The organism is Stenotrophomonas sp. C9D9, assembly GCF_056491205.1.
Genome location: NZ_JBSZIF010000003.1, coordinates 185769 through 198794 on the forward strand (window position 1 = coordinate 185769; position 13026 = coordinate 198794).

A 13026-nucleotide genomic window follows, 5' to 3' on the forward strand; every position below is an offset into this window, starting at 1 on the left:
CGCTACAGTCACCCGCTGATCATTGAAATGTGACATAAATCACACTTTCGACGTCAAAGGAGTGCAACACATGAGCATGGGTAAACGCTTGTCCGCCGAGTTCCTCGGCACGTTCTGGCTGGTTCTGGGTGGCTGTGGCAGTGCGGTGCTGGCCGCCAAGTTCGGTGGCGACGGCAATCCGCTGGGTATCGGTTTCCTCGGCGTGGCGCTCGCCTTCGGCCTGACCGTGGTGACCGGCGCCTATGCGTTCGGCCATATCTCCGGCGCGCACTTCAATCCGGCGGTCAGCGTCGGGCTCTGGGCCGGTGGTCGTTTCCCGACCAGGGACCTGGTGCCGTACATCATCGCCCAGGTCGCCGGCGGCCTGCTGGCCGGCTTCATCCTGCTGCAGATCGCCTCCGGCGCCAGCGGCTTCGCCATCGATGGCAGCCAGGCCGGTGCGTTCGCCAGCAATGGCTATGGCGCGCTGTCGCCCGGTGGCTACAGCGTGGCGGCCGCCTTCCTGTGCGAAGTGGTGCTGACCGCGGTGTTCCTGATCGTGATCATGGGTTCCACCCACGGCAAGGCACCGGCCGGTTTCGCCCCGCTGGCGATCGGCCTGTCACTGACCCTGATCCACCTGATCAGCATTCCGGTCACCAACACCTCGGTGAACCCGGCCCGCTCCACCGCCGTGGCCTTCTTCGCCGGCAGTGGCGCGGTCAGCCAGCTGTGGCTGTTCTGGGTCGCCCCGCTGCTGGGCGGCGCGATCGGCGGCATCATCTACAAGTGGATCGGCAGCGACCGCTGATCCACGCGGCACCCATTGCGGCCGACCCTCGGCCGCAATGGTTACTTCTGTAACCGCGAATTGTGCGATCGCTCACGTTCCGTTAAGGTTGAGTTGACCGTCCGTGCACATGCCGGATGGGGCGGCATCCGGGGATGGGATGCCATGGCCGCCGGCCCTGCTGGCGGAGCCAAACAACTCATCACCTTGGGGGATGCATGAAGTTCGCGCCTGTCATGTTGTCGAGCCTGCTGTTCGCTGCGGCCCAGGCCGCCGCACAGGCACCGTCCGAATGTCCTTCGCTGCCAGCCAGCAGTGGCCTGCAGTGGCAGCAGCAGGTGCAGGCCGATTTCCTGGTCTGCCGCGCCAGCACCACGGATGGCCGCGAAGTGCTGAGCCTCATGCTCAGCGCGCGTGATCCCGCCATTCCGCTGAGCCGCTCGCTGCGCCAGGAAAAAGGCAGTTTCGGCGGTGAATCACTGTACTGGTACCAGCCCGACCTGGGCGGCCAGCAACCGCCGGGGTATGCCGAACGGCGCATCAGCGTGGTCAAGATCGACAAAGGGCGTTACGCGCAGATTTCGCTGTATCCGGACAGCGCGCAGGAGCTGGGCTCACTGCAACAACTGGCGCAGGGCATGAGCCTGACCCCGTCGGCCGTGGCCGCCGGGCGCTGACGGTGATGGGGATGACTGCCTGGCAGCGTCCCCGCAACGCGACCCGCCGATCCGACGGTAGTGCCGGCCGCTGGCCGGCACACCGATCCGCCTTCGTCCGAGGCTGCTGCCGGCCAGCGGCCGGCACTACCTCAGAACTTGCCTTCCTGGAAATCAACGAAGGCCTGCATCAGTTCCTGCCGCGTGTTCATCACGAACGGGCCGTGGCGCATCACCGGCTCACGCAGCGGACGGCCTGCTACAAGGATCAGCCGCGCGCCTTCGCCGCCGGCCGAAACATGCAGCTGTTCGCCGCCGCCCAGCACCGCCAGTTCCTGGCGCGCGACATCGCGCGCAGCATCCTGCTCACCCACCGTCAGCGCACCTTCGAAGACATAGGCGAAGGCGTTGTGGCCTTCCGGCAGCGTGTAGGTCCAGGCCCGGTCGGGCGCCAGCGTGATGTCCAGATAGAGCGGCTCGGTGGCCGGCTGGACGATCGGGCCGCGGGTGCCGTCGACCGTGCCGGCGATCACCTTCACTTCCACCCCGGCGTCCGGCTTCACCACCGGAATGCGCTCGGGCGCGAACTCCTGGTACTTCGGCTCGGTCATCTTCTCCTTCGCCGGCAGGTTCACCCACAGCTGGAAGCCGCGCATCTGCCCGCTTTCCTGCTCGGGCATCTCCGAATGCACCAGGCCGCGGCCGGCGGTCATCCACTGCACGCTGCCCGGGGTCAGCAGGCCTTCGTTGCCGTGGTTGTCGCGATGCCGCATGCGCCCGTCAAGCATGTAGGTGACGGTCTCGAAACCGCGGTGCGGATGCTCCGGGAAGCCTGCGATGTAGTCTTCGGCGCGGTCGGTACCGAACTCATCAAGCAGCAGGAACGGATCCAGGTCGGGCAGCGTGGGGCCGCCGATGACGCGGGTCAGGCGCACGCCGGCACCGTCGGAGGTGGGCATGCCACGGATGGTCCGCAGCACGCGGACCGGTTCGGGAAAGCTCATGGCGACTCCTGTTGGATGGATGCCAGTGAAGATGGACGCCACATGGCCGTACGCCAATGGATGGCACCGCAACCGATTGTTCCATCCCTGATGTTCGCTGCACGTCAGCGCAACCGCCGTACGACCAAAGTACTACCGCAGATTCGTCCTGTGCCAATTGACCCTGTCGTGGGCAAGCAGGACTCTTTGACTGTCTTTCCGGGAGAGAGCACCTCATGAAAGGGTTTTCCAAACTGGGCTGGGCGGCACTCGCCCTGCTCGGCGCATTCTGTCTGGGCACCGTGGCGCTGCGCCGCGGTGAACACATCAACGCACTGTGGATCGTGGTGGCAGCGGTTTCGCTGTACCTGGTCGCCTACCGCTTCTACAGCCTGTTCATCGCCAACAAGGTGATGCAGCTGGTCCGACCCGGGCCACCCCGGCGGTGATCAACAACGATGGCCTGGACTACGTGCCGACCAACAAGCACGTGCTGTTCGGCCACCACTTCGCCGCCATTGCCGGTGCCGGTCCGCTGGTCGGCCCGGTCCTGGCCGCGCAGATGGGCTACCTGCCCGGCCTGCTGTGGCTGGTGGTGGGTGTGGTACTGGCAGGTGCAGTACAGGACTTCATGGTGCTGTTCCTGTCCAGCCGCCGCAACGGCCGCTCGCTGGGTGACCTCGTCCGCGAGGAGATGGGCCAGGTGCCCGGCACCATCGCCCTGTTCGGTGCGTTCCTGATCATGATCATCATCCTGGCGGTGCTGGCGATGGTGGTGGTCAAGGCACTGGCCGAAAGCCCGTGGGGCATGTTCACGGTGATCGCGACGATGCCCATCGCGATCCTGATGGGCGTGTACATGCGCTACATCCGCCCCGGCAAGATCGGCAGATCTCGGTGGTCGGCCTAATCCTGCTGCTGGCTGCGATCTGGTACGGCGGCAAGGTCGCCGCCGACCCGGTGTGGGGCCCGGCGTTCACCTTCACCGGCACCCAGATCACCTGGATGTTGATCGGCTACGGCTTCGTCGCCTCGGTGCTGCCGGTGTGGCTGCTGCTGGCTCCGCGCGACTACCTGTCGACCTTCCTCAAGATCGGCACCATCATCGCGCTGGCCATCGGCATCCTGGTGGTGATGCCGGAGCTGAAGATGCCGGCACTGACCCAGTTCGCCGCCAGCGGTGATGGCCCGGTGTGGAAGGGCGGCATGTTCCCGTTCCTGTTCATCACCATCGCCTGCGGTGCGGTCTCCGGTTTCCATGCACTGATCTCCTCCGGCACCACGCCGAAGCTGCTGGCCAATGAAGCGCACATGCGCTACATCGGCTACGGCGGCATGCTGATGGAATCGTTCGTGGCGGTGATGGCGCTGGTGGCGGCCTCGATCATTGATCCGGGCATCTACTTCGCGATGAACAGCCCGGCGGCGGTGATCGGTGCCGATGCGGCTTCCGCGGCGCACTACATCACCAACACCTGGGGCTTCACCATCACACCCGAGCAGCTGACCGCGACCGCGGCCGCCATCGGTGAACCGACCATCCTGCACCGCGCCGGTGGTGCACCGACGCTGGCGGTGGGCATCGCGCAGATCCTGCACGAAGCGATTCCCAGTGGCAGCGACGCGATGATGGCGTTCTGGTACCACTCGCGATCCTGTTCGAAGCATTGTTCATCCTGACCGCGGTGGACGCCGGTACCCGTGCTGGGCGCTTCATGCTGCAGGACCTGCTGGGCAACTTCGTGCCGGCCCTGAAGAAGACCGAATCGTGGACCGCCAACATCATCGGTACCGCCGGCTGCGTGGCGCTGTGGGGCTACCTGCTCTACACCGGCGTGGTCGATCCATTCGGCGGCATCCAGACGCTGTGGCCGCTGTTCGGCATCTCCAACCAGATGCTGGCTGGCATCGCGCTGATGCTGGGCACGGTGGTGCTGTTCAAGATGAAGCGTGACCGCTATGCGTGGGTCACCGCGGTACCGGCGGTGTGGCTGCTGATCTGCACCACCTATGCCGGCTTCATCAAGATCTTCGACAGCAACCCGGCACAGGGTTTCCTGGCGCAGGCACACAAGTTCCAGGCTGCGCTCGCCAGCGATACGATCACCGCACCCGCCAAGTCGGTGGCGCAGATGAAGCAGATCGTGGTCAACGCCTACGTCAACACCGGCCTGACCGCGCTGTTCCTGCTGGTGGTGGGCGCGGTGCTGGTGTATTCGATCAAGACCATCCTGGCGGCACGCCGCAACCCGCAGCGTACCGACCGCGAGACCCCGTACGTGGCGCTGAAGCCACATGAAATGGTGGATCTGTGATGAGTACGCAACTGGTTCCCGCCGGCCAGTACCAGGCCCACCGCCGCATCTGGCGGCGCCTGGTGCAGACCGCACGACTGTGCTGTGGCATTCCTGATTACGACAACTACGTCCGGCACATGCTGGAAAAGCACCCGGACCAGGAGCCGATGGACTACAAAGACGTTCTTCCGCGAGCGCCAGGAAGCGCGTTACGGCGGGCGCAACGGCGGCCGCTGCTGTTAAGGGTCGGGTTCAACAGCTCTCGAGTGACGTTGAGTAGATCCACGCCACGCGTGGATGAAACCTGGCAGATATCGAGTTGAATCGGGGTCGGATCCGTTTCCTGCGGGAAACGGATCCGACCCCTTCCTTGTTCATGGAGACCCATGAAATGCATCCACGCATGGCGTGGATCTACGGAAGCATGACGCCAGGGCGGTCCGAACTCAGCCGATGGCCATCCACTTCAGGATCAAACCGGTGACGTAGGCCAGGCCGGTGCCGGTGGATAGCCCACCGTACCTTCAGCAGCAACCGCCCACCGGGGCCAACGTCGGATGGAAGGCTGCGGCCACCACGGGGGCCGAGGCGGCCGCACCGATGTTGCCCTGCGAACCGATCGCGAAGAAGAACAGCGGCGCGCGCAGCAGCTTGGCCACCACCCACAGCACCAGCACATGCGTGGCCATCCAGATCGCGCCCAGCAGGAACAGCCACGGCCGATCCAGCAGCGACAGCAGGTTCATCTGCATACCGATGCAGGCGATCAGGAAGTACAGGAACACCGTGCCCAGCCGCGAAGCACCAGCCGCTTCCAGCCGGCGTGCACGGGTGAAGCTCAGGCCCAGGCCCATCGCCGTGGACAGCAGGATCACCCAGACGAACTGACTGTCGAGGCTGAACTGGCTGGCCCAGCTGACATTGGCCTTGAACCAGCCCGACAGCGGCGCGGCGATGGCGTGGGCCAGGCCGACGCCACCCAAGGCCACGCCAACGATCACCATCAGGTCGGTCATGCTGGGAATGTGCGCGTTCTGTGCCTCGTAGGCGCTGATGCGTGCCTTCATCTCATCGATGGCACGGGTGTCGGCACCGTTGCGGGTGTCGATCTGCTGCGCGCGGTTGGCCAGGAACAGCAGGATCGCCATCCACAGGCTGGCGCAGGCCACGTCGACCACCGCGAACTGGCCGAAGGTGGTGGCATCGGTGCCGAACACTTCGCGCATGGCGACCATGTTGGCGCCGCCGCCGATCCAGCTGCCGGCCAGCGCGGCCATGCCGGCCCAGGTATCACCGGCCACCGTCTCTGGATGGATCAGCTTCATCAGCTGGAACGACACGATGGCGCCGAGCATGATGCCAACGGTACCGGCACAGAACACGACCAGCAGCTTCGGGCCGAGCTTGATGACGCCCTTCAGGTCGATCGAAAGCGTCAGCAGGACCAGCGCGGCCGGCAGCAGCACGTCGCGCGCGACCGGGTTGTACAGCGAGGTGTTGTGGCCATCGATGACACCGGCGGTATTGTAGATGGCGGGGATGAAGTAGCACAGCAGCAGCGCCGGCACCCAGGCGAAGATCTTCTTCAACAACGGGGTCGGACCACTGGCAGCCCAGAAGATCAGGGCCAGGGTGGCGGCAATCAGGCCCAGTCCAACGATGTCGTTGCTGATCAGGGCAGTAGCGGGTTCGGTCGGCATGGGATCCTCTGTGGATCGAAAGAGCGGAGAAAAAAAAGCGCCGCTTAAAGCGGCGCAGATCGAGATTAACATTGTCTTCACGCCGGGTCATGCCGCAGCGCGAAGCAGGTTGGGACGCCGGTCAGGCCGGGCGCGAAGCGCCGAAGTCCAGGGTGACGCGTGTCCCGCGAGGCTCGCAGGGCTGCAGCTGCAGGGTCCAGCCGAGGTGCTCGCACAGCCGCGCGATCAGGTCCAGGCCGATGCCACCACCACGATCGGCGCGCTCGCCGCGGGCCATGCGCGCGTGGATGGCCGCGATCTCCTCCGGGCTCATGCCATGCCCAGGATCCTGCAGGGTCAGCACCGCCGACGAATCCAGCTGCAGCTCGATATGGCCGCGGCCGCTGTTCTCGATGGCATTGCGCAGCAGGTTGCCGATTGCTGCCTGCACCACCGCCATCGGCGCAACGATATCCACCGGCGCCGCCTGGATGCCGATGCTCAGGTCCTTGTCACCGAGCAGGTGGCGATGGTCGTCGACGATCTCCGGCAGCAGCTGGTCCAGGGCGATGCGCTCGGCACGCGCAGCCAGGCGCGCCGGATCACGCGCCAACACCAACAGCAGCTCGATCAGCTGCTCCACGCTCTGCGCCGTGCGCAACACCCGCTGCATCTGCTGGCGGGCACGCTCGGGCAGGCCCGGTTGCTCCAGCGCGAGCTCAGCGGCACCGGTCATCACCGCGATCGGCGTGCGCAGTTCGTGGCTGGCGGTGCTGATGAAGACCCGCTCGCGCTCGACGAACTGCTCGTTGCGGTCCAGGTAGTCGTTCAACGCACCGGCGATGGTATGCAGCTCTGAGCTGCCGCGCGGATCGACCTCGATACGCTGGCCCTGCACGCCCGGCCGCAGCCCGGCAATGTGCTGTGCCAGCAGGCTCAACGGACGCACCATCCGCTCCATGCCGAACGAGGCCATCAGCACGGTGACGAAGATCATGATCACCCCGGCCAGCATCACCCAACGTGTGGCGAACTGTTCCAGATCATGGAAATCGGAGATGTCCAGCGCCAGCGCCACCCGCCCCATCGAGCCGGTGTCACGCACCATCACCGCAGTCTGCCGATCCTTGATCGGCACGCCATCGTGCAGCCCGGGATGCAGCGTGCGCACGCTCTCGGGCATGTTGCCCTCGTCGAAGCGGAACAGGCTGAGCGTGTCCGAATCCTGCCAGCGGTAATGCGGCTCGTGCTCGGTGTGGTCGACAATGCTGTCCAGTTCGGAATTGAGCAGCGCGCGCCAGGCGGCGTGCTCGGCATGTTCGTGCACGTAGTTGCCGACGCTGAACACGGCAATCGACAGCAGAGCCAGGTAGCCCAGCAACCACCACACCACGCGCCGGTACAGCGGGCCCGGCTTACGCGCCTTCATCGTCTTCCCGGGTTGCGTCGCTGGCCGTGGTCACCGCCAGGCGATAACCGACCCGCGGCAGGGTGTGGATCAGCTTGTCGGCGAACGGACCATCAACGCTGCGGCGCAGCTCGTAGACATGCGAGCGCAGCAGGTCGCCATCCGGTGGCTCGTCGCCCCACAGGGCGAATTCCAGCTGCTGGCGGGTCACCGCCCCAGGGCTCGCGCGCATCAGCACTTCCAGCAGCTTGCGGCAGGCCGGGTACAGATGCAGCACCTGGCTGCCGCGCTGCGCCTCCGGGTTGCCAGGTCCAGCACCAGGTCGCCCACCTGCAGGCGCTTGCGCGGATTGCGGCCCTGCGCACGCAGCAGCAGCGCCTCCAGCCGCACCTCCAGCTCGGGCAGGGCGAACGGCTTGGTCAGGTAGTCGTCGGCGCCGGCGCGGAAGCCGGCGATCTTGTCCGGCAGCTCGTCGCGCGCGGTCAGCATGATCACCGGCACCTCCGACGCGTGCTCGGCGCGCAGGCGACGCAGCACCTCCGGCCCCTCCATGCGCGGCAGCATCCAGTCCAGGATCACCGCATCGTAAGGGTGGCTGCCGGCCAGGTGCAGGCCGGTGATGCCATCCGGGGCCACGTCGAGCACGTGCCCGCGCGACTCGAAATAGTCGAACAGGTTGGCCACCAGCTGGCGGTTGTCCTCGATCACCAACAGACGCATGCACGAAAGATCCACGGAAGTTCGTACCATGGTAGCGCCGACCATGTCGGAATGCGGTCGCCGTGCGCCCGCTCCGACGCCTTTCCTACCCCAGCCACGTCAGAGTGGCCGTTTTGCTCCCGGAGCCTGCCGTGCCCGTAGCCCTGCCCCGTCATTGGCGCCTGCCCCTGTTGTGGCTGCTGATCATCGCTGCGTTGGCGGCCGGTATCGGCCTGCGCCAGCCGCAACCGCCGGACGAGCCGCGCTTCGTGCTGGCGGCCCGCACCATGGTCGAAAGCGGGGAATGGCTGCTGCCGCACCGGGGCGTGGAGCTGTACGCGGAGAAGCCGCCGGTCTTCATGTGGCTGCAGGCGGCCGCCTACGAGATCGTCGGCAGCTGGCAGTGGTCGTTCCTGCTGCCGTCGCTGCTGGGCGCCCTGCTCAGCCTGTGGCTGGTCTCGGACCTGGCACGCCGGCTGTGGTCACCGCGGCATTCCCTGTACGCCCTGGCGGCGCTGTTCTGCACCCTGCAGTTCGGCCTGATGGCCAAGCGCGCGCAGATCGACATGGTGCTGGTCGGCATGACCACGGTAGCCCTGTGGGGATTGATGCGCCACCTGTGCGAGCGCCGCAACCTGCCCGCGCTGTGGCTGGCCGGTTTCGCCGCTGGCCTCGGCACGGTGACCAAGGGCGTGGGTTTCCTGCCGCTGCTGATGGTGCTGCCGTGGTTCGGCTGGTGGCTGTACCAGCGCCGCCGCGGGCGCAGCGTGGACGGTCCGCACCCGGCAACGCTGCTGTGGCTGATCCCGGCCTTCCTGGTGGGCGTGGCGGTGTGGCTTGCCCCGCTGGGCTGGGCATTGCTGCATGAGCCCAGCGCGTCCCTGCAGTCCTATGCCCACGAACTGCTGTTCAAGCAGACCGGCACCCGCTATGCCAACGCCTGGCACCACCGCCAGCCGGCCTGGTACTACCTGCAGGTGATCCTGACCTTGTGGCTGCCGGGAAGCCTGTTGCTGCCGATGCTGTTCAAACCCTGGTGGCGCCGCATCCGCCGTGGCGACCGACGGCAGTGGCTGTTGCTGGGCTGGGCGCTGCTGGTGCTGGTGTTCTTCAGCGCCAGCCCCGGCAAGCGCGAGGTCTATGTGCTGCCGATGCTGCCGGCGATGGCGCTGGCGGTGGCCCCGCTGTTGCCGGGCCTGTTGCGCCGGCTGTGCGTTCGGCGCTACCTGTTCGGCTACAGCGTGGTGCTGATGCTGGCCACCGGCGTGCTCGGCGTGATGCTGATGACCGAGCATTCGTGGGCCGTGGCGCAGCTGGAACGGCGGGCGATGCCCGATTCGCTGCTGCCGGTGCTGGGGGATGGCTTGCTGACCTTTGCCATTGCCCTGGCCACGTTGATCGTGTGGCTGCGGGTGCGCCGTGCCGCAACGCTGGTGCTGCTGACCCACGGCATGCTGTGGATGCTCTACGGCCTGGTGCTGATCCCGGCACTGGATCCGTACGCGTCGGCGTCGGCGGTGATGCGCCGGGTGGGCGCGCGGATCGGCCCGGACGCCGAGCTGGCACTGGTCGCCTGGCGCGAACAGAACCTGCTGCAGGCAGATCGGCCGGTGCGCGAGTTCGGTTTCAAGCGCCCGTGGGCCGAGCAGTGGCATGACGCCGGCCCGTGGCTGGCCGAGGCACCGGGCAAGCGCTGGCTGCTGGTGCTGGACGATGCGATGAGCCCCTGCGTGGACCCGGCCAAGGTGATCGACATCGGCATTGCCAACAGGAATCGTTGGCAACTGCTTCCTGGTACGGCCTGGGACCCGGAGTGCCACGCCGAGCGGACAGGATCGACCGCCGAAGAAGACTGAACGTTGACATGTCCCGGGCAAACATTAACCCGGCACGAACGAGCGTCCGACCCTTCTCCGACATCCAGGTGACGAGCATGACTGCGGATTCCCGAACCGCCCCTTCCCAGCATGCCTGTTCGTCCCATTGATGCGGTAGCGCCGCTTGCGACATCACCACTGGCGTCAAGATTTGCCGTAACCCACCTTTGGCTGCCTGTCGCAATCGGTCTACCCGTGTTTACGCTGCTGATGGGCTTCGGCGGCGACCAATGGGTGGCCGATCACCTGCTCCGCCTTGAAGGTGGCCACTGGGCATTGCAGGACGCCTGGATCACCCGCACGGTGGTGCACAAGGTGGGCAAATGGCTGAGCACGGCAGCGGCGCTGGTGGCGATCCTGCTGTGCTTCCACCACTGGCGCAAGGGACGCGATCGCACCCTGCGATGGGCGTTGCTCTATGTCGTGATTGCCATGGCACTGGGCACCGGCGTGATCTCCCTGCTGAAGGCGCTGGTGCCGATGGAATGCCCGTGGGATCTGCTGCGCTACGGCGGCCATGAGCCCTTCATCGGGCTGTTCACGCTGCGCCCCGACGGTATGGCCCCTCGGGCCTGCTTCCCGGCCGGCCACGCCAGTGCGGGCTATGCCTGGCTGTGCCTGTACTATTTCGCCCTGCTGTGGCGCCCGTCGTGGCGCTGGGCCGGGTTGTGGATCGGCCTTGGCACCGGCCTGGTGTTCGGCATCAGCCAGCAGCTCCGGGGCGCGCATTTCCTTTCGCATGACGTTGCCACTGCATTGATATGTTGGCTGCTTTCGCTCGGCCTGTATGTCCTGATCCGCCGTCAGCTGGACCGTCCCAACCGCCAGGAGGCAAACGCATGAGTGCATCGGTCCAACGCCCCGCCCGCCTTCCCGCGTTGGCGAGTCTTCGCCGCTGGCGGCCGCAGCTGTCCACCGAAGCACTGATCGCACTGACCAGCCTGTTCTTCGCGGTGGCCGGCAACGGCCTGTTCTGGCACAGCGCGATGGCCAGCCATCCGGGCAGCCTCCGCTACGCGCTGTCGCTGCTGCTGTTGCTGCTGGGTGCGCACGGCGTGCTGCTGGGCATCCTGGTCTGGCGCTGGAACGCCAAGGTGGTGATCAGCCTGCTGCTGCTGGTAACCGCATTCGCCGCGCACTACATGAGCCGCTACCACATCTACCTGGATGCGGACATGCTGCGTAACGTGCTGGCGACCGACCCCAAGGAAAGCCGCGAGCTGATGACCGTGTCACTGCTGTGGCCGGTACTGCTGCTGGCGGTGCTGCCGATGATCGTGCTGTGGCGTGTGCAGCTGCGTCGGCGCAGCTGGGGCCGCAGCCTGTTGTGGCGGCTGGGCTTCCTGGTAGTGGCGGCGGTGACTGCCGTCGGCGGCGCGTTGATCTCGTTCCAGGATGTCTCGGCACTGATGCGCAACCAGCGCGAAGTGCGCTACCTGGCGACACCGGCCAACGTGCTGCTGGGCATGCCGCGTGCACTGCGCGGTGACAACCCGGTGCAGCGCGCGCCGAAGCTGCCGATCGGCACCGATGCCAAGGCCACCCCGCGCGCGCCGGCCAGCAAGCCCCGCCTGCTGGTGATCGTCATGGGCGAGACCGTGCGCGCGCAGAACTGGGGGCTCAACGGTGGCCGCAACACCACCCCGGAACTGGCGCAGGCCAGCGTGATCAATTTCCCGGACATGCACTCGTGCGGCACCAGCACCGAGGTTTCGCTGCCGTGCCTGTTCTCGCCATGGGGTCGCCACGACTACGACGAAAAGAAGATCCGCGCGCACCAGTCGCTGCTGCACGTCCTGAACCGCGCCGGCATCGCGCCGTTGTGGCGTGACAACCAGTCCGGCTGCAAGGGCGTGTGCGAAGGCCTGGACTTCCAATCGCTGTCCGATGCCACCACACCAGGTCTGTGTGCCGATGGCCGCTGCATGGATGAGATCCTGCTGCAGGACCTGGCCACCCAGGTACGTGCCAGGCCCGGTGACCGGGTGGTGGTGCTGCACCAGCTGGGCAACCACGGCCCGGCCTACTTCGAGCGCTATCCGCCCGCGTTCCGCCGCTTCACCCCGACCTGCGATACCCGTGACATCGGCCGTTGCTCGCGCGAGGAGATCACCAACAGTTACGACAACGCCGTGCTGTACACCGATCACTTCCTGACCAGGACCATCGGCACGCTGCAGGGCATGCAGGACTACGACACGGCGATGATCTACCTGTCCGACCACGGCGAGTCGCTGGGCGAGAAGGGCCTGTTCCTGCATGGCGTGCCCTACGCCATCGCCCCGGCCGAGCAGACCCGGGTACCGATGACGATGTGGTTCTCGCCGGGCTTCGCCAGCAGCCGCGGGCTGGACCTGCAGTGCGTGCGCAAGCGTTCGGCGGCCTACACCGACCATGACAACCTGTTCCCGTCGGTGCTGGGCCTGATGCAGGTGAAGACCTCGCTGTACGAGCGCGACCGCGACGTGTTCGCCAGCTGCGAAGGCTGAGGGTTGTTCGGCAGGGCTTGCAGCCCTGCACCTGCAAAGGCAACTGCAACCGCAACGGCAACGGCCGAAGCAACAGCAACAGCGTGCATTCCGAGGGATGGCGGGGTGGGTCCGGTTGCGGGGGACGCCGTAAATACATCCATGTAGGCTCGGTCGCCGCATCCATGCG

Annotated in this window: 7 protein-coding genes and 4 pseudogenes; 7 read left to right on the forward strand and 4 right to left on the reverse strand. The window is 66.3% G+C overall.

The genetic code is table 11. From position 1 onward, the window contains the following. The first annotated feature begins 70 nt into the window (after positions 1 to 70). Entirely contained in the window at positions 71 to 790 is a 720-nt protein-coding gene (gene aqpZ / locus ACXI0D_RS02845; RefSeq protein ID WP_119006611.1) for an aquaporin Z, read from the forward strand. 197 nt (positions 791 to 987) lie between these two features. Next, complete coding sequence (locus ACXI0D_RS02850; protein WP_119006612.1) at positions 988 to 1446, forward strand: hypothetical protein; 459 nt, start codon at positions 988 to 990, stop codon at positions 1444 to 1446. Between the two features lie 131 nt (positions 1447 to 1577). On the opposite strand, the gene ACXI0D_RS02855 is transcribed toward ACXI0D_RS02850, so the two are convergent. Next, the gene (locus ACXI0D_RS02855) at positions 1578 to 2429 is read right to left on the reverse strand and encodes a pirin family protein (protein ID WP_119006613.1); all 852 of its coding nucleotides are present in this window, start codon (positions 2427 to 2429) and stop codon (positions 1578 to 1580) included. A gap of 215 nt (positions 2430 to 2644) precedes the next feature. Here ACXI0D_RS02855 and ACXI0D_RS02860 point away from each other — a divergent pair. Beyond that, positions 2645 to 4723: pseudogene (locus tag ACXI0D_RS02860) on the forward strand (carbon starvation CstA family protein). Beyond that, positions 4723 to 4948: pseudogene (locus ACXI0D_RS02865) on the forward strand (YbdD/YjiX family protein). The pseudogenes ACXI0D_RS02860 and ACXI0D_RS02865 overlap by 1 nt, the downstream one beginning before the upstream one ends. A gap of 203 nt (positions 4949 to 5151) precedes the next feature. Here the strand turns inward: ACXI0D_RS02865 and ACXI0D_RS02870 are convergent. The 3 genes and pseudogenes from ACXI0D_RS02870 to ACXI0D_RS02880 all read right to left on the reverse strand — a co-directional run bounded on the left by ACXI0D_RS02870 (position 5152) and on the right by ACXI0D_RS02880 (position 8512). Continuing rightward, positions 5152 to 6405, reverse strand: a pseudogene (locus ACXI0D_RS02870) (DUF819 family protein). Positions 6406 to 6526: 121 nt separating this feature from the next. Next, positions 6527 to 7813, reverse strand: coding sequence for a sensor histidine kinase (locus ACXI0D_RS02875; protein ID WP_049443039.1), 1287 nt, complete (start codon positions 7811 to 7813; stop codon positions 6527 to 6529). Then, positions 7800 to 8512: pseudogene (locus ACXI0D_RS02880) on the reverse strand (response regulator transcription factor). The gene ACXI0D_RS02875 and the pseudogene ACXI0D_RS02880 overlap by 14 nt, the downstream one beginning before the upstream one ends. Before the next feature lie 131 nt (positions 8513 to 8643). Between ACXI0D_RS02880 and ACXI0D_RS02885 the strand changes: the two are divergent. The 3 genes from ACXI0D_RS02885 to ACXI0D_RS02895 all read left to right on the forward strand — a co-directional run bounded on the left by ACXI0D_RS02885 (position 8644) and on the right by ACXI0D_RS02895 (position 12857). After that, the gene (locus tag ACXI0D_RS02885) at positions 8644 to 10347 is read left to right on the forward strand and encodes an ArnT family glycosyltransferase (RefSeq protein ID WP_049443049.1); all 1704 of its coding nucleotides are present in this window, start codon (positions 8644 to 8646) and stop codon (positions 10345 to 10347) included. A 111-nt stretch (positions 10348 to 10458) separates the two neighbouring features. After that, a complete protein-coding gene (locus ACXI0D_RS02890; protein ID WP_479642280.1) occupies positions 10459 to 11211 on the forward strand; it encodes a phosphatase PAP2 family protein in 753 nt (250 codons plus the stop codon). Then, positions 11208 to 12857 carry a phosphoethanolamine transferase gene (locus ACXI0D_RS02895; protein ID WP_479642281.1) on the forward strand — a complete coding sequence of 550 codons (1650 nt, stop codon included), beginning with the start codon at positions 11208 to 11210 and terminating at the stop codon, positions 12855 to 12857. Before ACXI0D_RS02890 ends, ACXI0D_RS02895 begins: the two co-directional genes overlap by 4 nt. Positions 12858 to 13026 lie beyond the last annotated feature (169 nt).